A 22,841-nucleotide genomic window follows, 5' to 3' on the forward strand; every position below is an offset into this window, starting at 1 on the left:
TTGAATTTTTGCCAGTCGGTAATTTTGTGGTTATTGCCAGGTGGGTGATTAGGTTTAGGGAGGAAGTCTCCGGTCTGTGCTTTTCTTTGCAGCCAGAGATTAATGGTGTTCCGGCTGACATGGAAAACTTGACTGGCTTCTGTTTTGGGCATACCGTCTAGTTCAATTGCATCAATAACTTTTTGTCTGAGGTCGTAACTATAGGGGGCTGGCATTTTGGGTCTTCTTAGTCATCTCGTCCTCTCCATTATACGTCCTAACTTTCCTGTCTTGTGCTATAACTCAAGTACAGCACGGCCCTTGGAATATTTAGCACCGCCTAACCCTATTATGTCTTTGATAATCTTGGATTCTATTACTCCTTTATCCAAGGCATCTAATACGGCTTGGCGATAGCGTTCGGCAAGTTTAGAAAGTTCGGTAAGTTCAAACTGACTAGCTAACTCAGAACTTTCTAACTTTTCTGGTAACTCGCTTAACTCCCCATATACTGCGGACTCTAGCAGTTCTGGTTGGGCATAAAGGGAGTCATGTCTCTGAAAATTTAGGAACTCGGCAATTGCCTGGTTAGTCTGCTGAGTTAAATACAGTGAACTGGCGACCGAATGCTTAAAGTCTGCCTCCTCTTGTTTATTTAATGCGGTAATTTTTGGTTTGAGTTTGGCTAATTCATTACTGGTTAAGAGTAATCCGGCACCGCCCTCCATACCATAGCCAATAGATAACCATCTTAGGGTATTTTGATGGGTGAGGAAGGGCGTAAAAAACCAAACTGGTGTAGCAGTAACTGCTATTAAGACTGATATGCCGTTTAACAATCTCCAATTGCTCCGAATCGCCTGATTATTGGCGCTGGGATTAATTACGTCCACTGGATTGCACCCCCAATAATTAGAACGGCAGCCACAGCGATCGCAAAAACTAACCACTGCCACCATTCCTCAGATTTACCTTTGTGATAGTAAGCGATCGCCCCCATTGCACCCAAGATGCTGGCGGCAATTAAGGCAAGCCAGAAAGCCGGGAGGCGGAAACTTTGGTAGCTAACAGCCAACAGTGATACAGTGGAAGCACTAGCACCAAATAACAAAATCAATCCAAGAATTCTGTACAATTGAATCATTCTGCTCACTTTCCTTTAGCATTTTTGCCCCCAATGATGGGGGCATTTTTATGGGATTACAGAGTAGACATCAGGGCGTTAATTTTCTGGTCAGCCAGTTGTGCAGACTTTTCCAGACCCTGCCCTAAACGTGCATATTTAGGTCGCAATCCGTGCAGGTATTTGGCAGAATCGTGTTTAGCCGATTGGATCTTGTGTTCATTTCCAGCCTGATGGCGACGGAGTTTCTCATAAGATTCGTTGACCTTGCGGCTATTGTTATCTAGTCGCTTTAAGGCTCGGTATCCTTTGCGGGTACTGACAACGTGCTTATCGGATTCATCAGCCAGGTCGGTGAGGGCATCGGCTTCGGCCGGATCAAGGACACGGGGACGGTCAAGCACGGGAGCGAAACGGAAATGTTCCCAACTACCGGGGTTGTCGGGAGTGATGCCGTTCGGGCTGGTGACAAAAACCGACCCTTTGTCAAGGTTGCTATGCTGACCCTCTACGGGTGCGATCGCTCCACCTTTTACATCGTCGCCTCTGAGAAATCCAATCATGGTTTATTGCTCCTAACTAATGGTTAACAGGCTTGGTGATAACGGGCAGCCACCCTCACTCGCGTGGCAATCGCATTTTTTATCAAGTGTTAATTGCCGGATTTTTCTGAGGATTCTTGTTCCTCAATCCACTGGTCTTGGACTGCCAAGAAATCGGCGGCGGCATCAAAACAGAGTGCTGCAATATGGCGGCGCACCGACTCGGATTTAAGTGGTATCGTCTCAGGATGGGAAAGCATGAAACAATACAATTTCATGGCTAACTGTTTGATTTGCCCATATTTAGGGTTCATTTCTGTTGCTCTGTGTTGGGGTTGGCAATATCTACAGTGAGGGTAAAGGGGGGGATTCTCAGATCACCAGTCCCTAGCCAGAATCCTAGCCACAGGAGAGCGATCGCCATGGCAGTTAGGGAAGCCTTGAACCCCACCCATCCGGCATCCCTCACCCCAGGGCGAAAAAACTCAACACCAAACCAACAACTACACCAGTGGCAGGGATTGGCTCAAGTAAGCCTTCCAGAAAACCCAAAACGACTGCGGCTCCGGTAACGCAAAGGGGCGCGGCGTTCAATTCAGCAATATCGGCATCGGATACCCCGGCTTGGCGGAATTTTTCAATAATTTCGTCACGGGTATCATCGTCAGCTTCTGGGGTGTACTGAATCAGATGACTAAGCCGAAAGGTTTGGGTTTCCTCATCCCCATCGGCGATCGCGTGACAGTTCCCCCACTTGTCAAAACCAACAATGGTAAAGCGGTTTCCCCGGGGTGTAGTAAATTTAGCGCCTACTTTCATCCATGGGCTCCAACAATCAAAGCGATCGTCTTTATCCTTGAGTTCGGGCAGGATGTCGGGGTCAACCTCATCATCGTGGCGACGGTAGAACATCTGACCACTACCATCAAACTCTCGGATTATGATTTGCTGCCCAAAAGTTAACTTAACTTGATCGGCAATGTGTTTCGCCTCTTTAATGTCAGCACCAGAGCTAATAACTTCCTCAATACCATCACAGGCCCCTGTAACCAAAATTACATCTTGTTGGTAGCGGCAATGATTCTCCGATTCTTTCAATGTACATTGATTTTCTGGCTGTTGGGTGGGGTCGGATTCAACCTGATGTAAGGGGTTGACCATAGCCTGGTTTGGCAAAAATTCGGGGATAGGCTCGGCCTCTGGTACGGCTTCGGATTCGGCTTGGGCAATAGCGGCTTCCCAAGTGGATTTTGACCGCAGGTCGCCAAACTGGCGGATATCATCTTTTGACAATCCTAGGGCGATCGCATTAGCTTTAAGTTCTGCTAAAGTCATAGTTACTCCTGTAAAGGGGTTTTCAGACCCACTGGTGGCTTGCTTGGCGGCTGACACCAGTGGGTTATTTTGTGTTTGACCTTTCGGTAAATTAACTGTAACATAAAAGTGAATGCTCTGTAAATACCCCTAGCATATTTTTTTGAGCAAGAGTAGAATTGGAGTAACACCTATATGACTGCCACAGTGCCTAGCAACAAGCCAAAGCTACAGGTTTACCTGGATGAACAGATGTTAGAAGAGGGTAAAAAATTGGCAGAGAAGAGACAAAGATCTCTTTCAAGCCTTATCCGCCGCCTGTTGCAGTTGGAAATTGAGGAAGCCAAGAACAAAGGTGAAATTTGAACACCCACTCCTTGTCTGTGCGGGCGTTTCTCTAATAGCAGGTTCAATCAATACACAATCACCAACCCCCGATCGCACCAGGTCGGGTATTTTTTTGTCCAACAGAAGCGGACAGGCAGACAGGCAGAGGACAGGCAGAATTTTTTCTGGGTGTCCACCTTGTAACTCCCTTGCTATAGCAGTTACAGCCACAGTGGACAGGCAGGACACCCAAAAATAAAAATTTGTGATTTTTTTTCAATCCATTACTGGCTGTACACAAAAATGGCCCGTTTTATATTTTGGGCCTACTCTTGACGGGTTGATGGGGACAGGATGATTGTTGGCGATTGGTGGGTTTAGGGTTGAGGCGATCGCCTATCGGGTTATCAATGTACATTGATATAGTAATCATCTAAGGCAAGGGGCTAATATATGGCCAGATTATTGGACAATAGGGCGCAAAGTGCGATCGCCTACTTGACTGCTATCAATGTACAATGATAGCATTATCAATGTACAATGATAGATGTATAGGATAATTATGGCCAACTACAATCCTGATACCAGTGGTTTAAAACAACCCAAATGGATCAACACCCCGACCCGCGCGATCCGAGTTCCTGATGTATTTGCAGATGAACTATTGGCGATCGCTCATCGTTTGGATCAGGGTGATGTGATTGAGAAGCCAGCAAACAGTAATGGCAACCACCAGGCAGTCGGTGAGCTTCTGTCTGATCAGAGTCGCCAACAGATAATTGATATCCTCCTGGCTGCTACAAAAATGAAGGCTGGCAATGGAGGCGCGATCAAATTGGAGATTACCAAGGCTCTGACGCTGTTAGGAGTTGATGTCAAATTGACACAAAAAGGCTCCCGTTAATCTTCTCATGTATCAATGTACATTGATATTATGGCAGTTTTGGAGGCGACATGGTACAGGTTGGCTGTGTTTTGTATCTAGCCCCAAAATTTAACCACTGTACAATAGCAATCCGTTTGGCTAACGCATATATAAGGAACGGATTATATTTTGTGGATGGGGGCGGGGGGGGTGATTTTTTGAAAAATTGTTTTGGCTATAATCGCCTAAATTTATAGCCAAATTATAGCCAAATTATAGCCAAAAGTATTTGTTTAGGGGCTGAAACAACGGAGAGGGTGGGATTTGAACCCACGGAACCTTGCGGCTCACTCGATTTCAAGTCGAGCGCGATCGACCACTCTGCCACCTCTCCAAGGGGATGTGAGCATTGACTATTATAACATAAAGCTGCTGAGATTAGCCATCAGTTTGTCTGGGTATGCGAATAAATGATATAAGAGATAATTATCATATCTTGATGAAATCAGAACCTTGGCTGAATATCTGGACATCCTAGACCAAACGGCGCGATCGCTAAAATCTCGGGGCGCGCGCCTTTCTCCTGACCAGGTGGTTAATGCTTTATTGGCCGCGGAAAAGGCGGGTCGCCAAAATCGGAAACCGCACCCCTTCGAGAGTTTGTGTGGGTGTTGGCAATTATATTTCATTACCGGAACCAAAAAAACTCGCGCTAAAGCAGGGGTGATTATGGGGCCGGGTCGTTATCTGCCGGGCTTAGTTAGTGTATTATTAAACTATTCCCCAGTTTCGGGGGTGGAAAGCGGCGATCGCCAAACCTTTGAAGCTGGTAGAATCGAAAACAAAATCCAAGTCGGACTAATGACATTAACTGTTAGCGGTCCGGCTAAGTTTTTGGACAAAAATGATATTCTGGCTTTTGATTTTACCCGTCTAGCCGTGGAAGCCGTGGGGATAAAACTTTATGATAACTATATTCGTGGGGGGAAAACTAGCGAGGAAAGTTTTTATCAACGCCTAGTTAAAGACCAGGCTTTTTTTGCCTATTTCCTAATTCAAGAAAACTTCATCGCCGCCAGAGGTCGAGGGGGAGGGTTGGCGCTATGGGTAAAAGTCTGACGTAGCTGGTCAATATGTGGCTAACTTCGGTATAATTTCAGATTGTTGTGGCTTTTTTTTGATGATGCGCCGATTGATACTTTTTCTAACCGTGGTATTTTGCTGGCTATGGCTAGGGGTAGTATCGCCATATAATTTAGCCTGGGCTGCTACTGACACCGTGGGGGAAACGGTAGCGGAAATCTCTACTTTATCATTGGATGAACTACTAGAGAGGGCTTTTGCGACTAGCCAAGCGGGACGGTTTGCGGAAGCTGAGAATTACTGGACTGAAATTATTAATCGTTACCCGGATAACCCGGCTATGTGGAGTAACCGAGGTAATATCCGAGTTAGCCAAAACCGCCTCACGGAAGCCATAGGGGACTATAACCGGGCTATTGAATTAGCGCCGACGGCTGCGGACCCTTACCTTAACCGGGGAGTGGCTTATGAGGGTTTGGGGCGTTGGTCTGATGCGATCGCTGATTATAATCGGACTTTAGAGTTAAGTCCCTCTGATGCGATCGCCTATAATAATCGAGGTAATGCGGAAGCCGGACAAGAAAACTGGGAAGCGGCGATCGCCGACTATTTCCAGGCGGCGGAATTAGACCCTAACTATGCTTTTGCTAGGGCTAACTACGCCCTGGCTTTGTATCAGACTGGTGAGACTAAAGAAGCTATCCGCAACATCAAAAATCTGATTCGGAAATACCCCAATTTTGCCGATATGCGGGCAGCTTTAACCGCCTGTTTGTGGGATAGTGGTAAAATAGGGGAAGCCGAAAGTAATTGGGTAGCAGCCATTGGATTAGACCCCCGTTATCGAGATATTGATTGGGTAGCTAATATCCGTCGTTGGCCTCCCGCTTTGGTGGCAGCCTTAGACAGATTTTTGAATCTCAAATAGGCGGAAATTGCCGAGGATCACGAACCTAACATCTGTAACTGATACAGACTGGCGTAGAGTCCGCCCTGGTTTAATAATTGGTCATGGGAACCGGACTCTATCAGTCTTCCTCGCTGTAAAACTAAAATGCGATCGACATTTTTAATCGTTGATAAACGGTGGGCAATAATAATGGCAGTTTTGCCGATTAACATCCGATCAAGGGCATCCTGAATTAGGGATTCTGTCATCACATCTAGGTTAGCAGTCGCTTCATCTAAAACTAATATTTGCGGGTTTCTAATGGCTACCCTAGCAAAAGCTAAAAGCTGTTTTTGACCACTGGAAAGATTAGTGCCTCTTTCCCTAAGTTCCGTATCATAACCTTCGGGTAAAGCCTCAATAAACTGAGATACATTCGTCTTTTCCGCCGCCTGTCGAATTGCATCGATTGTATAGGTTTCCCCCAGGGTAATATTACTTTTAACATCTCCGGCGAATAGAAACCCATCTTGTAAGATTACCCCCACATGGCGACGTAATTCGGCTTGAGGTAAATCACGGATATCAATCCCATCGATTAAAATGCGACCGCGACTAGGTTCGTATAAACGACATAATAGCCGAATAATAGAACTTTTGCCAGCACCAGTAGGTCCGACTAGGGCGACTTTTTCCCCAGGATGAATAGTGAAATTAAGGTTTTGGATTACATATTCATCATTTTTATAGGCAAAATAGACGTTTTCAAATTTGATTTCGCCGATCGCCTCATATTTATTAGTTGGTAAAACACTGGCTTTTCCGATTTCGGGGTCGCGGATTTCTATGGGTTGGTTCAGAATGTCATTAATCCTTTCCACAGCAGTTAAACCGGCTTGAATAGCGGTAAATTTATCGGCAAATTGTCGGAGGGGGTCAAATAGACGTTGGGCGAATAGTATAAAGGTGGAAAGTATGCCAAAGCTGAGGGTTTGATTTAATACTTGTTTGCCTCCAAACCAGAGGACGGCGGCGATCGCTATTAGGGCAATCCATTCTAAGGTTGCCGAGACAGCCGAATCATAAAAAATGGTTTTATCAACGGCTTTAATATAACGCTGATTGGTGATGTGAAATAACTCGGCATTGTAACGTTCCCGGCGAAATAGTTGCACGACTCCAATACCAATCAAATTCTCTTGTAGTTGTGCGTTGAGGTCGGAGAGTTCCTCCCGTGCTTTATAATTAGCGGTGCGATATTGTTGTTGAAAATAGATAATTATTGCGGTGACGGGGAACATAGATAAAACCAACATTAAAGCCAACTGCCACTGAAGGCTAAACATGGCGATCGCAATTACTAAAATCGAGAATAAATCGCTAATAATGCCAATAGCACCAGTAGAGAATACATCCCCCAAAGCATCGACATCACTGGTGAGACGAGTAATGAGTTTTCCGACAGGAGTGCGGTCAAAAAATCTGACAGCTAAAGAGGTAACATGGTCAAATAAATCGTTACGAATATCTGCGGTCATTTTTTGTCCAACGGTCTGGACGACATATCCTTGGATAGCCTGAAGAGTGAATCTGAGGGAAATTGTCAATAATAACAGGAAAGCTAAGAGATTTAAGCCTGCTGATAGAGATAATCCCTGTAAAAATTTATAGGTGGGTTCTTGGCGAATTAGTGAAATAGTTTGCCCAATCAAAATAGGTTGAATCGCACTAGAAATAGAGAGAGGAATGAGTAAAATAATAGCGATCGCCAACAGTTTTTTATGGCGTTTGGCATAGTCTCGCAATCGCAAAAATAGCCGCCAGTCGGTTTCTAGGCTTCTTTGTTGTTGAGATGAAAGCATTGTTAATGATAATGGTGGGTCAGCAGAAACTAAGTTAACAAGTGTAAATAATGATTATACCCAAAAATCAGATATATGCACAATGAAGGGCTGAGATTTTAGGGACACAAAAGGCGATCGCTATCTTCTACCTCCACATTAGTCCGCAGATAATCCCCAACCCAATTGCAGGCATATTCCATAGGATCGAGATTTTTAATTCCCTCTAAATCCCATATAATCACCGTCCGGTCATCCCCACCAGATACCAAAAAATTACCATCAGCCGTAAATGCTAGGCTGAGTACCATAGCTTCATGTCCGGGTAAAGTTTGGAGTAACTCCCCTTCAAGATTCCACAATTTTACCTGATTGTTAACACCAGCAGTGGCGATATTTTTACCGTCTGGACTAAAGGTAACCCTGGTTAATCCACCGCTGTTCGCTCGAATTTTTCTGACCAAACTACCATCTAATCTCCACAGTTTTAAAGTATCATCACGACTAGCAGAAGCAATCAAATTTCCTTCAGGATTAATGTCAACTCCCCAAATAACTCCATCTTGATTTAGGGTGTTCACAAGCCCACCCTCTGTAGTCCATAATTTGACAGTCTTATCTTCACTAGCAGAGATAAGAGTTTGACCATCTGGACTAAAGGTTAGTTGCCAAATCCTTTCACTATGAGCCGGAAAACTATTGATCAGTTCCCCATCAATCGTCCATAATTTAATGGTTTTATCATCCCCAGCGGAAGCAATCATTTGACCATCAGGACTAATAGCAATAGCATAAATAACTGTTTCATGTCCAGTTAATATGGTGAGTAGTTCGGGTGGAGATTTTCTGATATTTCTAATATCCCAAAGTTGAACTTCATTATTAGCACCAAGTGCTAATATATCTGCCTTGGGAGTAAAAGCCACAGCGCGATTTAACTTTCCTGAGTGACTAATTATGCTTAAAAGCTGACCATTTGTTTGTCTTAAATAAGTTTGATCACCAGACACATAAGCAATCAATTGATTATCGGCACTGGTGGCTATATTCCACAGGATATCATCGTGATTATACAGGGGTTGTAATAAATATGCGTTACGTCGCCATAGTTTGACGGTTCCATCATCACTAGCGGAAGCAGCCATCAAACCATTAGCGCTTAATGCCACACCTCTAACCACGGCATTATGTCGTTGTAAGGTTTTGATAAAAGTGCCGTCTGTTTTCCAAATGGTTACTGTATTATTTGTACCACTGGTGGCAATGAATTCACCATTAGCACTACAATCAACCCCAAAAATTACATCTTTTTCCTGCATAGTTCTCACCAAGGTGCCATCTATTGTCCAGATTTTAGCTGTTTTATCTGTGCTGACAGATACCAGTAAATTGGTATCATAACAAAATGCTACACCCCAAACAGCTCCTTGATGTGCTTCTATGGTGTTTAATAATCTGCCATCGATACTCCATAATTTCATTAAACCATCAACGCTGACAGAAGCTACTATTTGACTGGTTTTATCAAAAGCCACATTCCAAACACTGGTTGTATGTCCTGTCAAAGTTGTTAATAATGTGCCGTCTAGTAGCCATAATTTAACAGTGTGATCGCCACTAGCAGAAGCGATAATTTGACCATTAGGACTAAAATCTATTCCCCAAACAGGAGCATCATGAGCGTGTATATTTTGCAATAATTTACCATCTACATTCCACAGTTTTACCTGACCATCTAAACTAGCAGAAACCACCAAATTACCGTCAGGTCCGAAAGCCACACGATGGACTGTTCCCGAATGTTGTAGGGTATTAATTAAGGTTCCATCTTGCCGCCAAATTTTCACAGTTTTATCATTACTAGCCGTAGCAATTAACTGACCATCACTGCTAATATCTACACTCAAAACCGAGCCTTGATGCCCAATTAAACGATTAAATTCATTGATATTATAAATGGCATTATTTAAAGCCAATTTAACTTCCGATTCAGTGTAGCTATCAACTTTCCATAAACCCTCTAAACGACCTTTAGCCTTAATGGCATCCACCATAGCATCTAACTGGTTATGGGAGGCTAATAAACCATGAGAAGAAGATGCTAAGGCTCTAATTTCACTAATCCGTACTTGCTGATTTTGTCGCCATACTAAGATACCTAAACCAGAGGAAATACTCAAAGCTACCGTGGCTATCAGTAACAGTAGACGCTGCAATTGTGCGACTTTTTTTTCTTGAGCGAGTCGGTGATTGATTTCTTGGACTCTGGCAGCTTCTAAACGGGTTTTGATTTGCTGTTCTTCTAGTTCTTGACTGGCGGCTAAAAATTGATAATCTAAGTCACTTAAACTCCGGGAATGAGCCCAATTTTTAGCATCTATTAACGCTTGTCCGGTTAGTAATCGAGACACATCATTTTTGTCAGATTTAACCCAAGAATCTAAAAGCTGAGAATAGGGGCGAATATTTGCTAACTCTTGAGCAGCCCAAGTGGAATCAAATATAGTTTGATAAATGAGGTTTCTTATCTGTAAACTTCCTTGATTTTTAATAACTAATCCCGACAGAATTAACTCGGATTTTTCGCGGGTATTATCAACTTCTACCGGGCTTTTTTCTAGCAATTTTTGATAAATTCCTAGCATTTTAGGGATGATATCTACCCTGTACTTGATTCGGTTTAAGATAGTCATTAAATGCTCTGGCTGGTCTTGTTCTTGCCATTTATAGATGATTTTACTCCCAATTATTTCATCGATAAACTGGCTTTCTTCTCCCGGCTTAATGAACACAGGTGCATTATTGACTATCAAATTAATTTGATTAATTAAATCACAAACTTTTTGCGTTAAAAAAGGCTGCCCATTAGTCCAAAATAAAATGCGTTCAATAACTGCTATTTTGTCGCCACCTGTGATATTTAATCCTTGGGCTAATATCTGTGCTTCTGAGAGGGTAAAACCTGTTAAATCTATGGCTTTACCAACATTAAAAGGTGTCCGAGTCCGGTCTTGAATCAAATCGGAGGGTGTAGCTACTCCAAAAATGGCAAAAGTGAGGCGATTATATTCAGGATTAATGGCCCTTTGATTATACAAAAAACGGATCAACGCCCAAAAATCATCAGAGGGGAAATCCAGGCTTAACATACTATCAATCTCGTCTATAAAAATGACCAGATTTTTGTGGGGTATTTCTGGCAATAAGATATCATCAATAAAATAGCCTAATTTCTGTACTGGGGAAAGGTTATCTTGATTTTGCCACCAGGCTTTAAAAAATTGGAATTTTTCCCATAACTTAAATCCTCTGAGTAATTCAACAATAATACCTTTATACCACTGTGCAGAAGTAATCTGGTCTTGACCTACTAGGGTTAAGTCAATACTAGAACATCGAAATCCGTCTAATTCTAAGCGGTATCTTGTCTGAGCCAATAAGGAGGATTTCCCCATTTGACGAGAGTTAAGAACATAACAAAACTTTCCGGCTTTCAAATGTTGATAAAGTTCTCGGTCTGCTTGTCTTTCTACATAACTAATAGCATTACGCTCTAAGCTACCACCAACTTGATACATAATCAAAACCTCTTAGTCATTTTTATCTGGGGACTGTCCGCCATTGACAGTCTCGCAGCCAGAGGCGAATGGCGCGGGCGATCGCACTTTGGCTACTATCCCAAGGCTGGGGTAAAATCCTGTAACCAGGATAAGGGTCTGATTTAGATAACATTTTCACCAATTCCCACCCGTTAGGAGTCGAACGCAAGAATAACCAATGATACCGTTGAATCACGAGCATTCTATTATTAATATACAACCTTTCACGGGTAAGAATGAATCCCAAATCAATATCATCACCAGTAGGTAAATCGGTGGGTAAATGCTCAGAAACAGGTATAGTTTCTGGGGGTAAACTGGTGGCTAAAATCACTGATGTAGGGATATCCTGTAAATGGTTGGTAGGTGGCGATCGCGTAATCACACGGTTAGCATAGGCGGGTAAATCCACCACCAACTCAGTCAGTAACTGGTTTAAATCTACCGGACATCGTGGATGGGCGGATATAATTTGTTGGACAGGTAAAATTCTAGGAGTCTGTTGTTGTCCATCAGACACTCTGACTCCCACCATTAGTCCCATAGCCCCCAAACTGGCAGCCAGTTGGCTCAAAACTGACACAACGGTATAATCAACCATTAATAATCTGGTAAGGTGCGGATATCTCCCCTATATTGGGGAAGTCCGTACCTTGGATCGGCTGTAGCAGTTACGCTAGAGGCGTTAAAGTAGTAGATATATCGACTGGATAAGCGATCGCCGGAAGAAATACAATTGATGCTAACCTCGATCAAATTCCAGTCCCAAGCAGACATTAGGATCATTTATGTTGAAAAATTTGTTGGCAATTGTTAAACCGTTTTTTAAACCACTAATAGCGATCGCCCTGATTATCACCCTAGGATTTAGCCATGCTGACAGCGCCCTAGCAGCCAGGAGTGGTGGTCGGATTGGCGGTGGTTCATTTCGCGCCCCCAGTCGCACACTAGCCCCCAGTCCCAGACAAGCCCCAGGGGGTGGATATTACGGCGGCGGTGGGTTTGGATTTCCATTTTTACTTCCCTTCTTTGGTTTTGGCGGTTTCGGAGGACTATTTTCTATCCTGATTTTCGTGGCCATTGCCAATTTTATCGTGAGAAGTTTCCGCGCTGTCGGTGAAGGAGTCCAAGAAGCCGAATATAATAATCCCACAGTTTCCGTGGCTGAGGTACAGGTGGGTTTATTAGCTGAGGGTCGCTACCTCCAACAGGACCTCGCGCGTCTCGCCGCCACTGCTGACACCGGAACCCCAGAAGGTCGCGCCCAAGTCCTTCAGGAAGCGACTTTAGCCCTACTACGTCACCCAGAATATTGGGTCTATGGTGCGAGTGAGGCGGATCGGATGCGTTTAAATTCGGCGGAAGCGAAATTTAATCAGTTGGCGATCGCAGAACGTAGTAAGTTTACCGAAGAAACTCTCTCAAACTTCAATAATCAGCGCATTTCTGCTACTGATGACAAAGGGGCGATCGTCAGTCAAGATGCTACCGAAAATCCAGGGGAATATATTATTGTCACCCTAGTTGTGGGAGTTTTGGGTCAGCTTGAATTGCCTAAAATTGAAAGTTCCCAGGATTTGAGACAGGCGATCAGTCGTTTAGGTTCCATTGGTAGTGAACAGCTATTGGCGATCGAAGTTCTTTGGACTCCCCAAGCCAGTGGCGATACCCTTAGCACTGATGATATTTTGGCTTACTATCCTAATCTCAGATTGGTTTAGGCTGTCGTCCGGTGCGTCAAATCATCACGGCTGGTGTGGAGTTGACGCACCTCAACCCCGATATTCAGGGGACTTAATCTTGTGCTTGGTTATTGGTACTTCGCTACAAACACTAATAACTAATAACTGATAACCCAATTGCAGATTATTGGTAAATCGCTGATGAATCTTAGAAAATCCAACTAAAAAAGGATGACCATGACATTCACAAAGCCATCAAGTTTCTTACAGATGAGCCTATTTCCTGAATCAGTATCCACAACTAAGGTAGCTGATTTGATGGCTCCCAAAACATATACTGGTTTGGCTGGTTTTCATAAATATTGGGGCAAGAAACCCATAGAAAGCATCAGTTATCTGATTGAAAACTGTACCCAGGAAGGTGATATCGTCATGGATCCATTTCTCGGTTCCGGTTTAATATCTCGTGAATGCCTGCTGCGAAATCGGCATTTTATTGGCATTGATATCAATCCATTTTCTATCGAGCATACCTCTTTGATGCTCAATCTTCCCGATCGCCAAGAATATTATCAGGCTTTAATCGAAATTGAAACAAAAGTTGCTCAAAATATTCACAATACTTATCGGACAACGGCAGGAAAAATCGCTTCTCATTATCTGTGGGAAGGGGATCGCATTGTATCGGTATGGTGCAAACCAGAAACAGGTCGAGGGCGAATTGAAATTGATCCTTCTGACATAGATTTCCAGTCTTACTCTGCTTACCAACACTACCAACCCAAGAATTTTCGTCATCTCCATTTTTTTACCAATTCTCGGATTAATGTCAAGCCAACTATGTCTGTTAGTGACATCTTTACAGGTCGGGCTATGCGAAATATTGACCTGCTGATTGAAGCAATTTCCGGTTATCCGTCATCCTTGAAACGCGCACTAATGCTGACTTTAACTTCTGCCGCCGGTCAGATGTCTAATATGGTCTTTGCGATTAAGAATCGGCGGAATAGCAAAAGAAACAGCCATGGCGAAAAAATCGAGGTAGGTAGTTGGGTTATTGGGTTTTGGTTGCCCGATACCCATTTTGAAATTAACGTCTGGAATTGCTTCCAAAACCGCGCTAATAAACTGCTTAAATCTCTCCCTGAGCAAGAAAAAAACCTATTTATTGTGTCTAATAATCTAACGTCTCTTAATACTTTAGATTTTCATCTAAACTCATGGCTAATCAATGCAGACGCTAGAATAGCACTGAAAGAAATTCCATCAGAGGTTGTCTCTTTCATTTGCACCGATCCGCCTCATAGCGATCGCATTCCTTATCTGGAATTAAGTGAGTTATGGAATTCATTATTGGGTTACACCGTTGATTTTGAGAGAGAAATTGTGGTGTCGAATGCTAAAGAGCGACAAAAATCAAAGACGATTTATAACGCTGATATGACAGAGTTTTTTGTCAAAGCATCTAGGGTTCTCAAGCCTTCTGGTTATATGGCATTATATTTTAATGCTCGCGATCGGCAAAGCTGGGAATACCTAAAATGTATTGAAAATACATCTGAGTGCTTGAAATTTATCGGCTGCTTCCCGATGATATACTCCGCCACCTCGGTTGTCCAAGATAATCGTCAAGGGGCGATGAAAAGTGACTATATTATCATTTACCAGAAGCAAGAAGCTAATGGTGATTATCCCTTGTGCAGTGCTTTTACCAACTTGCCGAACTGGTCAGCGCAATTGCCCCGAAAAGAAGTAGAGTAATTTTTAATGCAAGATTTTCACTCTTGGCAGACTTTATATGAAAGGGAAAATTGGGAGGAATTTAACTCGGATGAGGCAGCGCTTCTTTGGCTTAAACTCAAGTCAATTATGAGAAAGCCCCTGATTGATGAATTTGTGGCAGAAAACCAGATTTCCTTAAATCAAACTTCTTTAAATCAAAAATTTATAGAATTGTACGCTTTGCTAGTCAAAGAACAATCCAAATCACATATCATGTTAAATGCCTACATGAAAAAAAAGAACAAGATTGCTTTGCACAGCCTAGATACAACCAAGCTGGTTTCAGAGCTATACAAACTAAAGTCCTTTGAGTGGGGTGGAGATTACCAAAATTCTTTGGATAAATATTTGGTCAGTCGTTATGTAAAAGTTCTGCAATCTTATGAAATACTGGTTTCCAAATTTGCCACCGAGATCAGTGTCGCCGTGCAAGGATATGTTCTGAATAGTTGGTACAATCATTGGTCGAGTATCCTCATTGAACACATTTTTAAATCCCACCCAGAAGTTTTACCCACAGTGGGTCAAATCAAACATCTTGATTTCTTTATTAGAAATACTCCCTTTGATTTAAAAGTAACGTATCTGCCAGCAGAGTATATAAAAGCTCAAAGAAAAGACCTTGGGCTCCCTGTAGAACTGACTTATCTCAAGCAAAAAGCCAAAGAGTTAAAGATTGAGTTTGATAAAAAGGGCAAACCAAGTGACATTTACTATGAAATTTTTGAAAAAATGAATGACAAGAATACTCAAGAATCTAAGCAAGTAATTGATACTCTAAAAGCTCAAACAATGAACATTCTCCTACACGCACAAGAGCATCCTAAGCACCTAGCGAGATGGTTATATGAAAATCAGGGTGAGATGCGCTTTGGCTCTGAAAATAGGCTATTTCTTGTGCTGGTAGATACCAATGATTTCAGTGGAAGTTGGAAATTGAAGCGTAACCTGGATTTGCTGCAACCTGTGATTAATAGCTACCTGGATAACTTTGCCGATAAAAATCTTTCTGATCTGAAAATTTCTTTCAAATATAAAGGCAAGCCACAGACATTTACGGCTCTCACTGACGTAATTTTTGTGGTCAAGTAGCCTGGCAAAAATCTGATAAGAAGTTGTCGCGAAATTATCGCTAAACCATATTGTTTATGGTTGATTAGTTATTAATTACGGGTTATTTACAATAAGAATAACCCATAACCCATAACCAAAAATAACCCATTTAATCTGTGAATAGCGTAAGCTATCCTATTTAATCCTGTGGCTGGTTCGATCGCCAATTATGTTTGACGATTTGCCTTTCTCTGGCGATCGCTAAGGAGTCGTCTGGCACGTCATTAGTAATCACAGACCCTGCTGCTACTGTCACATCATTTCCGAGGGTTACAGGGGCAACTATGACGCTGTTAGAGCCGGTTTTAGTGCGATCGCCTATAGTGGTGTGATGTTTCTTAAATCCATCATAATTAGCCGTAATAGTTCCCGCGCCAATATTAACTTTTTCCCCTAGGGTCGCATCCCCAATATAGGATAAATGGGCAATATTAGTTTTTGGTCCGACTTCCGCATTTTTCAACTCCACAAAGTTGCCAATTCTGCACCCCTCAGCTATGTTAGCATGACCTCGTAAATGGGTATATGGACCGATACGGGTATTAGAGGCGATCGTGCTATCAGAAATCACCGAATATAAAACCGTCACATTTTCCCCGATTTCGCTATTCTCAATTAAACTTCCCGGTCCGATACGACTTCCCGACCTAATCAGAGTTTTTCCTCGCAGGTGAGTTTGTGGTTCAATAATGACATCTGGTTCCAATTGCACCGTATCATCAATAGTAATACTATCAGGGTCTATCAAAGTTACACCCGCATCCATCCATTCTTCCTTAATCCATTCTTGAAATACCTCATGGGCGGCGGCTAAATGGCGACGATTATTGATACCCATAATTTCCCGGAAATCTTCCACATCAACCGCCATTACCGGGTCTAGGTCATGAACCGTATCAGTTAAATAATATTCCTGTTGGTCGTTGTCTGCTTTTAAATGGGGCAGAATTTTAGCTAAAGCCTGCCAATTAAAACAATAAACTCCGGCATTTATGCGATGATTTTGCTTTTGCGCTTCCGTACAATCACGATGTTCGACAATTTCTTTAACCAGGTTTTTACTATCACAAAAAACTCGACCGTATCCGGTGGGATTCGGCAAATTCGCCGTTAAAATAGTAGCAGCATTTCCCTGTTGTTTATGAATCGTCATCAACTGTTGCAGGGTGTGGGGTCTCAGTAGTGGCACATCCCCGTTAAGAACCAGTAAATCCCCAGTAAAATCCTGTAAATAGGGTAAAACCTGTTGGATAGCGTGACCAGTACCTAACTGTTGTTTCTGTTCGACAAATTCTAAGCCTGCGTCCGCATATTTCGCCATCAGAGAAGCCTGGACTTGATCGCCGCCATAACCGACAATCACCAACTTTCGTAAGGGTTGTAAGTCTCGGGCGCTTTCTAAAACCCATTCGACAAGCGATCGCCCTCCCAATTGATGTAAGACCTTGGGAAGGTCAGATTTCATGCGGGTTCCTCGTCCTGCTGCTAGAATTGCTACTGCTACCATCGGTTTTAATACTTATAGGGTCTTTAAATTTGCCCCGGACTCAAAATTACTGGTTGTCTATAGTAGCTGAAATCCAGCGTTTTTTCCAGTGGCTACTAGGTTCTAGGGGTGAGGTGGCTTGTTCCGTTTGGCGGCGGTCTATAATTGACTGGTGGCGATCGCCCAAATTCGGGTCACGATAGGGGATAGCCGCGCGGGTGTTAAGCTGTTCCAGTTCCTTTTCGCTTAGAGGTGGTAAACCTACCCCGTCCCAACTGGCGATCGTTCCTGGGGCGCGGCGACCAAAGGGGGTACTAGAAGCGATCGCTAATCCTGCCATCATTAAAGCAGTTCGCACCGCCGCCGCACAGGAATAAGTGGCTAAACGTCCGTCAGGTTTTAGACATTGAGCCACCATAGCCAAAAATTCCACCGTCCACAGTCCCGGACAGGTGGGGGGAGAAAAGGGGTCAAGACAAATAGCATCAGCCTGAAAACCGGAATCATAGACCTGTTTTAACATCTGTCTAGCATCACCAATTAGCAGTGTGGCTTGGAGGTTATGGGATGTTACCTGTAATTGAGTCCCCAGAGTCTTGAGATATTCGGGAATAGGAAGCGGATAATCATTTAATAAACCTTGGGCGATCGCCCTTTGGGGGACTCCCTGATCTAATTCTAATCCGATGATTTCAACTTGACAATGAGGGTTAACTTCCCAAATAGCAGCTAAAGCCGCTGCTGTGTTATATCCCAAACCATAGCAAATATCCAAGATTTTCAGACTGGGTGCTGTAGCTTTAGCCGCTAAATTCAGGGGTTCGACAAATTTACTTTTTGCCTCTCCCTTCGCGCCAAAACGACTATGGAAAGCCTCCCCAAATTCTGGGGAAAAAAATGTAAAAGAACCATCCTCGGTAGGCTGTAGGGGTAAATCCTGCGGTGCCGACATCATGTTTAACCGTTGGGTATCTCTGGTAATCATATCTTGAATCTGGGGGGATTTATAGCAAATTTACAGCCGGGGAAGCCGGTAATCAGATTAGTGCAACTTTTCCCACTATTTAGAAGTAGACTGACGCAAAATTGGCGATAGGTCAAAATCGGGGACGGCGTAAGTATCTGGACCGCCATAACTACCGACAAAAATAACTAACGCTGTCAGTAACAAAAACAAAAACCCAACCGATCCCAACCCTTGAGACTCATAATCGTAGTCGTATCGATAACGAGGGTCAGAGTTAAGATCCACGTGAATATGGATATTTTTTCCTTCGATTTCGGTGCGATCGTAGCGAATTCTATCACGGTTTGAACCTCTCATGGTAACTTCTCCCTGGTGGTCAACTGTTAGTCTATTGCAGCCACCAGGACAGCCATTCAGGATCAAGCCAAAATAGCAGAAGTTAGGATCGAGTTAAATTCAACTAGCCGACATATCCAATTTGACCAACGAACCTGATTCATTGGTACGATAAACCAATTCATTTGCGCCGTCCGTTACTTTCACCTCCCACCCAGGGACAATCGCTAAAGTACAAAAAGCACCATCTTCCGGTAATCCCAAACAACCATCAGGCCATAATACTGGTTGAGCCTCCATGATTCTCAATTCAGAATCTGGTAACACGAACTGTTGGGATGCTGCCGCCAAAACACCTTGGACAACTTCGAGACCAATAACAGTTAACATACCTCCCTCATCAAGTCCAATCAAATCAGCATCAGAACCGGGAACCACTACTTCTTCTAAAAAGATAACTGCTTCGGGAAAGTCTGGCGGTTGTAAAAAGGTGATGAAGTCTATACCTGTTTCCAGGTTAAATTCTACCCCCAAATCCAATCCATCAGGTTCGTTAAAGTTGCCAGTTTGCAAAATGGTAGTGGTGGTAGTGTCAAAGTTGAAATTCAATTCACTGGTGGGAGGAAGCGGAAAATCGTAGTCAAAACTTTGTATGGGGTTCCCATCAGGGTCAAAGAAGGTTATTTGTAGGTCACTGAGTTGATCACGGGTAACTATGGTTCCCTCAAAACGCCTATCATAACTAAATTCTCCGATGGCGGTATAGCCGAAAATTCCTTGCCAGAATAAGGGATAGGTAATCAAGTCCTCGCTGAGAGGGGACGAAGCAAATACAAAGTTATCTGCTGTTAACTCAGCCGCTGTTTTTCCTAATACTATGGTCAGGGGTACGCCATCTAAACTAATGACTATATCAGGGTTAACTTCAGTGAGTGTCAGCCGTTCAAAACTGAGAGTAGGATCATCTAAACCAATGACATCAACTCCGGGTTCAAAATCAGTAATTACACTGGGATTAATGGGGAAATTGCCGTTATTTAAAATCCAAAACTGGTCAGAACCTGGGCCACCTGTAAGAGTGTCGCCATCAATTCCAGCAAATAATTGATCATCCCCCAAGTCTCCAAATAGTTGGCTACGAATGCCACCAATTAATACATCGTCTCCTTGACCGCCAAATAATTGGTTATTGCTGCCAGTTGATGCGTCTAGGATATCAGAACCTAACCCACCATACAGAATATCATTATTGCCTGCTAATAAGACATCATTTCCGTCTAATCCGTAGATCTGATTATTGCCACCGCCAACACTGCCATCAATTGTATCATTAGCTACAGTGCCAAATTGGATGGTATTATTTAAGCCTTCCAGACTGATATTCAGACCTGGCTGTGATGACATCAAGGCTTCCAGTCCTAATTCTGATGGAGTCATGATAATTCTTGGATAATTCAACAGTTGTCGCCGTCAGGCTATCATGGACTTCCTGAAATCGTCAAAGTTCTGATAATTATATAGTTAAGTATTCCGGCTATCAGTCACCAAAAATCCCCCACCAAAAGGCGGAGGATTAAGCGGTTTAGGTAATAGGGTTGATATTAGGCGTCGCTTTCAATATGGATGAACAGCAAACCCATCAAAACTGCAGGCATCAACCAGCAAACAACAGGAATCAAAATCCAAGGCAGGAAGGAAGCAGCGTAATCACCAGTCATGCTATAGGTCTCCTAATTTCAAAAGTTCAGGTTAATTTTTTACAAAAAAACCGACAGACTGATATTTGTGTGAAAATTCAGTCAGAATCGTGCTGATTAATTATTGACAAAACCTCTAAAGATTGCGTCAACAACAGCAAAGTTTTCTAACAAGAAAAATGCCAAAAATGCACTTCCCATACCGCCGATGAAAAATCCACCAGCGAATTGGCTCCAACCGGCGGCGCTTTGCAGGGAATCACCTTCTTCGGATTTATCCCCTTGGAAAGTTACCAAACCGTAAGCGGCTAAACAGGCTGTGGCAATCAGTAACATAGCCAAGCCACAAATCAGGCCATTGAGGTTGGCGAACTCAGTGCCGCGTTGGGTTCCAAATTTAACCCAGGGACCACCGATAAAGTAACCGTGAGCCATACCGATTTCTAAGCCTCGCAGAAGAGGAGACAGACCGGGACGGTAGGCGGGAAGGTTGCCGATAAAGGTGCGGGTGAAGGCGGAATCACTAATGGGGGTGGATAGATGACCTACAAAGGGATCGCCGTTGTAGGCTTGAATCAACCCTTGATCCGTTGCTTGAGGCATACTGATTTTTCTCCTGTTCGCTTAAAATCTTGAGTTCAGGTGTTAAGCTCATATTTTAAGCAGCCCTGTGCAAACTATCGACAAAAATTGGAGTTAGCGTTAAAAAAGTTCACATATAATCCTAAAAGTTCATAAATTTTTACGTTTTCTGGCCCGATACCACTGGGAGAGGGTGGGGCTGGGAATACGGAGAAGGTAACCGATAATGACGATTTGGTTAATTAGGGTGGTTTGCAGGATACCTAGTTTTTCCCAGCGCCTGGCTGAGGTGATGACTGGGACTGGGGCGATCGCAATTTTGCCCCGTTTCTGTAGTTGCCGCACCAGTGCAAAGTCTTCCATAATTGGTAAATCGGGAAAACCGCCAATATCCCTAAAGGTTTGGGTTTTCATAAATAAGGCTTGGTCGCCGTAGGGGAGTTGACAATAATGCGATCGCATTTTTACCCCGAATTCCACCCAACGCAGTGGTAACATGGGGGCGGCGATTTCCAGTTCAAAGGCTCCCGCGATAATCTCAGGTTGACGGAGAATTTGCTCTATCCAATGGTTAAAAGCGTCGGGAAGCTGGGTGTCACCGTGCAAGAAGAGGATAGTATCTCCGGTGGCGCGCGCGGCTCCTGCGTTCATTTGTCGGGCTTTCCCGGCTGCTGTGGTGATGACTTGGACGCTGAAAGATTGGGCGATGGTAACGGTTTCATCTTGACTGCCACCATCAACTACAATTACTTCAATGCCTTTGATACCCTGCAATTGCTTGAGGGTATGGGGGAGGGTTTGCGCTTCATTGAGGACGGGGATAACAATTGAGATGTGGGGAATGTTGGCAATATGGCGATCGCTATGGGGTTGGGTCAATCTAGGGGTTCCTGGCTTGAAAATGGTCATCTGTTTCCAATTACTGGTAGCATTATATATCAACTGCGAAACAGACGGGTATACTGGATTTCGTGAGCCATGCTTGCTAATCCTAATCCCCAACTACAGCTAACTAAATCATCATCGTTTAACATCAGTATTTGCTGGCTAATTTCGGTGAGAGTTGGGGAAAGTTGCCAGAGCAGTTTTTGTCCGATGGTTTGACCTAATGGAATGAGTTTGACTCCGGCACCGATGATATGGGTAGCCCAACTATGCAGATATCCCAGTAGGGCTGTTTGGGGGTCTATCTGGCTATGGGCGGCGGTAATTCCAAAGGCGATCGCATAATTACAAGGCTGATCAATGGCTGATTTTATGTATTGAAAATAATCATGATCGCCATTATTTGCCTGGTAGATTTCCCCCATTAGTGCCAAAAGAGAGTTACCCATCTGCCAGCTTTGCAGACGCAATTCTGATGTTTCTTTACTGGCACTTAACCAACTATTCCAATGACATATACTGGCTAAATCTTGATTGATAAAACTCTGAAAGGCTCTCATCATTAGGGCGGCTTCCAGACGAATCGCGCCATAATTGAGGTCTTGAATTAACCAGTGATTCAGGTTTTCGGCGTTGGCGATAGATCCAGTTTCGACCAGAGTTTCTAATCCATCAGAATAGCTATAAGCACCTAAAGGCAACGCCGGACTAGATAGTTGTAATAATGGTAAAATCAAAGCCTGTCTCTT

26 protein-coding genes and 1 tRNA gene are annotated in these 22,841 nt (G+C 43.4%); 7 read left to right on the plus strand and 20 right to left on the minus strand.

What is annotated here, in order from left to right; translation table 11 throughout:
• From P5683_RS06380 to P5683_RS06410, 7 genes are all read right to left on the minus strand, one after another.
• A partial coding sequence (locus P5683_RS06380) for an IS630 transposase-related protein (RefSeq protein WP_315642389.1) occupies positions 1 to 215 on the minus strand: 215 nt, incomplete at its 3' end.
• Between the two features lie 60 nt (positions 216 to 275).
• A complete protein-coding gene (locus tag P5683_RS06385; protein WP_315639560.1) occupies positions 276 to 872 on the minus strand; it encodes a hypothetical protein in 597 nt (198 codons plus the stop codon).
• Positions 863 to 1,123 (minus strand): hypothetical protein, encoded by a 261-nt coding sequence (locus tag P5683_RS06390; protein WP_006669821.1) that lies wholly within the window; start codon positions 1,121 to 1,123, stop codon positions 863 to 865. The genes P5683_RS06385 and P5683_RS06390 overlap by 10 nt, the downstream gene beginning before the upstream one ends.
• A 56-nt stretch (positions 1,124 to 1,179) precedes the next feature.
• Complete coding sequence (locus P5683_RS06395; RefSeq protein ID WP_006623842.1) at positions 1,180 to 1,665, minus strand: hypothetical protein; 486 nt, start codon at positions 1,663 to 1,665, stop codon at positions 1,180 to 1,182.
• An 89-nt stretch (positions 1,666 to 1,754) separates the two neighbouring features.
• Positions 1,755 to 1,922 (minus strand): hypothetical protein, encoded by a 168-nt coding sequence (locus P5683_RS06400; protein ID WP_315663600.1) that lies wholly within the window; start codon positions 1,920 to 1,922, stop codon positions 1,755 to 1,757.
• A gap of 32 nt (positions 1,923 to 1,954) precedes the next feature.
• Positions 1,955 to 2,113, minus strand: coding sequence for a hypothetical protein (locus P5683_RS06405; RefSeq protein WP_006623840.1), 159 nt, complete (start codon positions 2,111 to 2,113; stop codon positions 1,955 to 1,957).
• Positions 2,110 to 3,036 (minus strand): hypothetical protein, encoded by a 927-nt coding sequence (locus tag P5683_RS06410; protein WP_006623839.1) that lies wholly within the window; start codon positions 3,034 to 3,036, stop codon positions 2,110 to 2,112. Before P5683_RS06410 ends, P5683_RS06405 begins: the two co-directional genes overlap by 4 nt.
• Before the next feature lie 117 nt (positions 3,037 to 3,153).
• Between P5683_RS06410 and P5683_RS06415 the strand changes: the two genes are divergently transcribed.
• The gene (locus tag P5683_RS06415; protein ID WP_006623838.1) at positions 3,154 to 3,324 is read left to right on the plus strand and encodes a ribbon-helix-helix domain-containing protein; all 171 of its coding nucleotides are present in this window, start codon (positions 3,154 to 3,156) and stop codon (positions 3,322 to 3,324) included.
• Positions 3,325 to 3,847: 523 nt separating this feature from the next.
• Entirely contained in the window at positions 3,848 to 4,189 is a 342-nt protein-coding gene (locus P5683_RS06420; RefSeq protein WP_006623837.1) for a hypothetical protein, read from the plus strand.
• Positions 4,190 to 4,459: 270 nt separating this feature from the next.
• Here P5683_RS06420 and P5683_RS06425 read toward each other — a convergent pair.
• A tRNA-Ser gene (locus P5683_RS06425) sits at positions 4,460 to 4,544 on the minus strand.
• 119 nt (positions 4,545 to 4,663) lie between these two features.
• Between P5683_RS06425 and P5683_RS06430 the strand changes: the two genes are divergently transcribed.
• The gene (locus P5683_RS06430) at positions 4,664 to 5,269 is read left to right on the plus strand and encodes a hypothetical protein (protein ID WP_315641801.1); all 606 of its coding nucleotides are present in this window, start codon (positions 4,664 to 4,666) and stop codon (positions 5,267 to 5,269) included.
• Positions 5,270 to 5,333: 64 nt separating this feature from the next.
• On the plus strand, positions 5,334 to 6,161 hold the full coding sequence (locus P5683_RS06435; RefSeq protein ID WP_081587741.1) for a tetratricopeptide repeat protein: 828 nt from the start codon (positions 5,334 to 5,336) through the stop codon (positions 6,159 to 6,161).
• Between the two features lie 17 nt (positions 6,162 to 6,178).
• Here the strand turns inward: P5683_RS06435 and P5683_RS06440 are convergent, their stop codons facing one another.
• The 4 genes from P5683_RS06440 to P5683_RS06455 all read right to left on the minus strand — a co-directional run bounded on the left by P5683_RS06440 (position 6,179) and on the right by P5683_RS06455 (position 12,339).
• Positions 6,179 to 7,984, minus strand: coding sequence for an ABC transporter ATP-binding protein (locus tag P5683_RS06440; protein ID WP_006623833.1), 1,806 nt, complete (start codon positions 7,982 to 7,984; stop codon positions 6,179 to 6,181).
• A 98-nt stretch (positions 7,985 to 8,082) separates the two neighbouring features.
• Positions 8,083 to 11,541, minus strand: coding sequence for an AAA-like domain-containing protein (locus tag P5683_RS06445; RefSeq protein WP_315639557.1), 3,459 nt, complete (start codon positions 11,539 to 11,541; stop codon positions 8,083 to 8,085).
• Between the two features lie 22 nt (positions 11,542 to 11,563).
• Complete coding sequence (locus P5683_RS06450) at positions 11,564 to 12,163, minus strand: hypothetical protein (protein ID WP_006623831.1); 600 nt, start codon at positions 12,161 to 12,163, stop codon at positions 11,564 to 11,566.
• A complete protein-coding gene (locus tag P5683_RS06455; RefSeq protein ID WP_006623830.1) occupies positions 12,163 to 12,339 on the minus strand; it encodes a hypothetical protein in 177 nt (58 codons plus the stop codon). The genes P5683_RS06450 and P5683_RS06455 overlap by 1 nt, the downstream gene beginning before the upstream one ends.
• Before the next feature lie 11 nt (positions 12,340 to 12,350).
• Between P5683_RS06455 and P5683_RS06460 the strand changes: the two genes are divergently transcribed.
• The 3 genes from P5683_RS06460 (at position 12,351) to P5683_RS06470 (ending at position 16,118) form a co-directional block, all read left to right on the plus strand.
• On the plus strand, positions 12,351 to 13,283 hold the full coding sequence (locus tag P5683_RS06460) for a DUF1517 domain-containing protein (RefSeq protein WP_315639556.1): 933 nt from the start codon (positions 12,351 to 12,353) through the stop codon (positions 13,281 to 13,283).
• Positions 13,284 to 13,481: 198 nt separating this feature from the next.
• Positions 13,482 to 15,005 (plus strand): DNA methyltransferase, encoded by a 1,524-nt coding sequence (locus P5683_RS06465; protein ID WP_108614729.1) that lies wholly within the window; start codon positions 13,482 to 13,484, stop codon positions 15,003 to 15,005.
• Positions 15,006 to 15,011: 6 nt separating this feature from the next.
• A complete protein-coding gene (locus P5683_RS06470) occupies positions 15,012 to 16,118 on the plus strand; it encodes a hypothetical protein (protein WP_046320661.1) in 1,107 nt (368 codons plus the stop codon).
• A 160-nt stretch (positions 16,119 to 16,278) separates the two neighbouring features.
• On the opposite strand, the gene glmU is transcribed toward P5683_RS06470, so the two are convergent.
• From glmU to P5683_RS06510, 8 genes are all read right to left on the minus strand, one after another.
• Positions 16,279 to 17,646: a bifunctional UDP-N-acetylglucosamine diphosphorylase/glucosamine-1-phosphate N-acetyltransferase GlmU gene (gene glmU / locus P5683_RS06475; RefSeq protein WP_315639555.1), complete on the minus strand. Its 1,368-nt coding sequence runs from the start codon at positions 17,644 to 17,646 to the stop codon at positions 16,279 to 16,281.
• Between the two features lie 46 nt (positions 17,647 to 17,692).
• A complete protein-coding gene (locus P5683_RS06480) occupies positions 17,693 to 18,610 on the minus strand; it encodes a tRNA (5-methylaminomethyl-2-thiouridine)(34)-methyltransferase MnmD (RefSeq protein ID WP_008053675.1) in 918 nt (305 codons plus the stop codon).
• A 75-nt stretch (positions 18,611 to 18,685) separates the two neighbouring features.
• Entirely contained in the window at positions 18,686 to 18,949 is a 264-nt protein-coding gene (locus P5683_RS06485) for a hypothetical protein (RefSeq protein WP_006623824.1), read from the minus strand.
• 99 nt (positions 18,950 to 19,048) lie between these two features.
• On the minus strand, positions 19,049 to 20,365 hold the full coding sequence (locus tag P5683_RS06490) for a calcium-binding protein (RefSeq protein WP_008053677.1): 1,317 nt from the start codon (positions 20,363 to 20,365) through the stop codon (positions 19,049 to 19,051).
• Between the two features lie 164 nt (positions 20,366 to 20,529).
• On the minus strand, positions 20,530 to 20,646 hold the full coding sequence (locus P5683_RS06495) for a photosystem I reaction center subunit VIII (RefSeq protein WP_006618478.1): 117 nt from the start codon (positions 20,644 to 20,646) through the stop codon (positions 20,530 to 20,532).
• Between the two features lie 96 nt (positions 20,647 to 20,742).
• Positions 20,743 to 21,228, minus strand: coding sequence for a photosystem I reaction center protein subunit XI (locus tag P5683_RS06500; RefSeq protein WP_006623822.1), 486 nt, complete (start codon positions 21,226 to 21,228; stop codon positions 20,743 to 20,745).
• A gap of 129 nt (positions 21,229 to 21,357) precedes the next feature.
• Positions 21,358 to 22,116, minus strand: coding sequence for a TIGR04283 family arsenosugar biosynthesis glycosyltransferase (locus tag P5683_RS06505; RefSeq protein WP_006623821.1), 759 nt, complete (start codon positions 22,114 to 22,116; stop codon positions 21,358 to 21,360).
• Positions 22,117 to 22,145: 29 nt separating this feature from the next.
• On the minus strand, positions 22,146 to 22,829 hold the full coding sequence (locus tag P5683_RS06510) for an urease accessory protein UreF (RefSeq protein ID WP_006623820.1): 684 nt from the start codon (positions 22,827 to 22,829) through the stop codon (positions 22,146 to 22,148).
• Between the last annotated feature and the right edge of the window lie 12 nt (positions 22,830 to 22,841).

The organism is Limnospira sp. PMC 1279.21 (assembly GCF_032349615.1).
GTDB classification, from domain to species: Bacteria; Cyanobacteriota; Cyanobacteriia; order Cyanobacteriales; family Microcoleaceae; genus Limnospira; species Limnospira fusiformis.

What these genes read in the sequence shown, in the direction of transcription:
- P5683_RS06390 (WP_006669821.1), bottom strand. Translation starts at nt 1,123, where the DNA reads ATGATTCAATTGTACAGAATTCTTGGATTGATTTTGTTATTTGGTGCT.
- P5683_RS06415 (WP_006623838.1), top strand. Translation starts at nt 3,154, where the DNA reads ATGACTGCCACAGTGCCTAGCAACAAGCCAAAGCTACAGGTTTACCTG.
- P5683_RS06505 (WP_006623821.1), bottom strand. Translation starts at nt 22,116, where the DNA reads ATGACCATTTTCAAGCCAGGAACCCCTAGATTGACCCAACCCCATAGC.
- P5683_RS06480 (WP_008053675.1), bottom strand. Translation starts at nt 18,610, where the DNA reads ATGATTACCAGAGATACCCAACGGTTAAACATGATGTCGGCACCGCAG.
- P5683_RS06465 (WP_108614729.1), top strand. Translation starts at nt 13,482, where the DNA reads ATGACATTCACAAAGCCATCAAGTTTCTTACAGATGAGCCTATTTCCT.
- P5683_RS06435 (WP_081587741.1), top strand. Translation starts at nt 5,334, where the DNA reads ATGCGCCGATTGATACTTTTTCTAACCGTGGTATTTTGCTGGCTATGG.
- P5683_RS06495 (WP_006618478.1), bottom strand. Translation starts at nt 20,646, where the DNA reads ATGACTGGTGATTACGCTGCTTCCTTCCTGCCTTGGATTTTGATTCCT.
- P5683_RS06490 (WP_008053677.1), bottom strand. Translation starts at nt 20,365, where the DNA reads ATGACTCCATCAGAATTAGGACTGGAAGCCTTGATGTCATCACAGCCA.
- P5683_RS06450 (WP_006623831.1), bottom strand. Translation starts at nt 12,163, where the DNA reads ATGGTTGATTATACCGTTGTGTCAGTTTTGAGCCAACTGGCTGCCAGT.
- P5683_RS06500 (WP_006623822.1), bottom strand. Translation starts at nt 21,228, where the DNA reads ATGCCTCAAGCAACGGATCAAGGGTTGATTCAAGCCTACAACGGCGAT.
- P5683_RS06470 (WP_046320661.1), top strand. Translation starts at nt 15,012, where the DNA reads ATGCAAGATTTTCACTCTTGGCAGACTTTATATGAAAGGGAAAATTGG.
- glmU (WP_315639555.1), bottom strand. Translation starts at nt 17,646, where the DNA reads ATGGTAGCAGTAGCAATTCTAGCAGCAGGACGAGGAACCCGCATGAAA.
- P5683_RS06420 (WP_006623837.1), top strand. Translation starts at nt 3,848, where the DNA reads ATGGCCAACTACAATCCTGATACCAGTGGTTTAAAACAACCCAAATGG.
- P5683_RS06485 (WP_006623824.1), bottom strand. Translation starts at nt 18,949, where the DNA reads ATGAGAGGTTCAAACCGTGATAGAATTCGCTACGATCGCACCGAAATC.
- P5683_RS06445 (WP_315639557.1), bottom strand. Translation starts at nt 11,541, where the DNA reads ATGTATCAAGTTGGTGGTAGCTTAGAGCGTAATGCTATTAGTTATGTA.
- P5683_RS06440 (WP_006623833.1), bottom strand. Translation starts at nt 7,984, where the DNA reads ATGCTTTCATCTCAACAACAAAGAAGCCTAGAAACCGACTGGCGGCTA.
- P5683_RS06400 (WP_315663600.1), bottom strand. Translation starts at nt 1,922, where the DNA reads ATGAAATTGTATTGTTTCATGCTTTCCCATCCTGAGACGATACCACTT.
- P5683_RS06455 (WP_006623830.1), bottom strand. Translation starts at nt 12,339, where the DNA reads ATGTCTGCTTGGGACTGGAATTTGATCGAGGTTAGCATCAATTGTATT.
- P5683_RS06395 (WP_006623842.1), bottom strand. Translation starts at nt 1,665, where the DNA reads ATGATTGGATTTCTCAGAGGCGACGATGTAAAAGGTGGAGCGATCGCA.
- P5683_RS06460 (WP_315639556.1), top strand. Translation starts at nt 12,351, where the DNA reads ATGTTGAAAAATTTGTTGGCAATTGTTAAACCGTTTTTTAAACCACTA.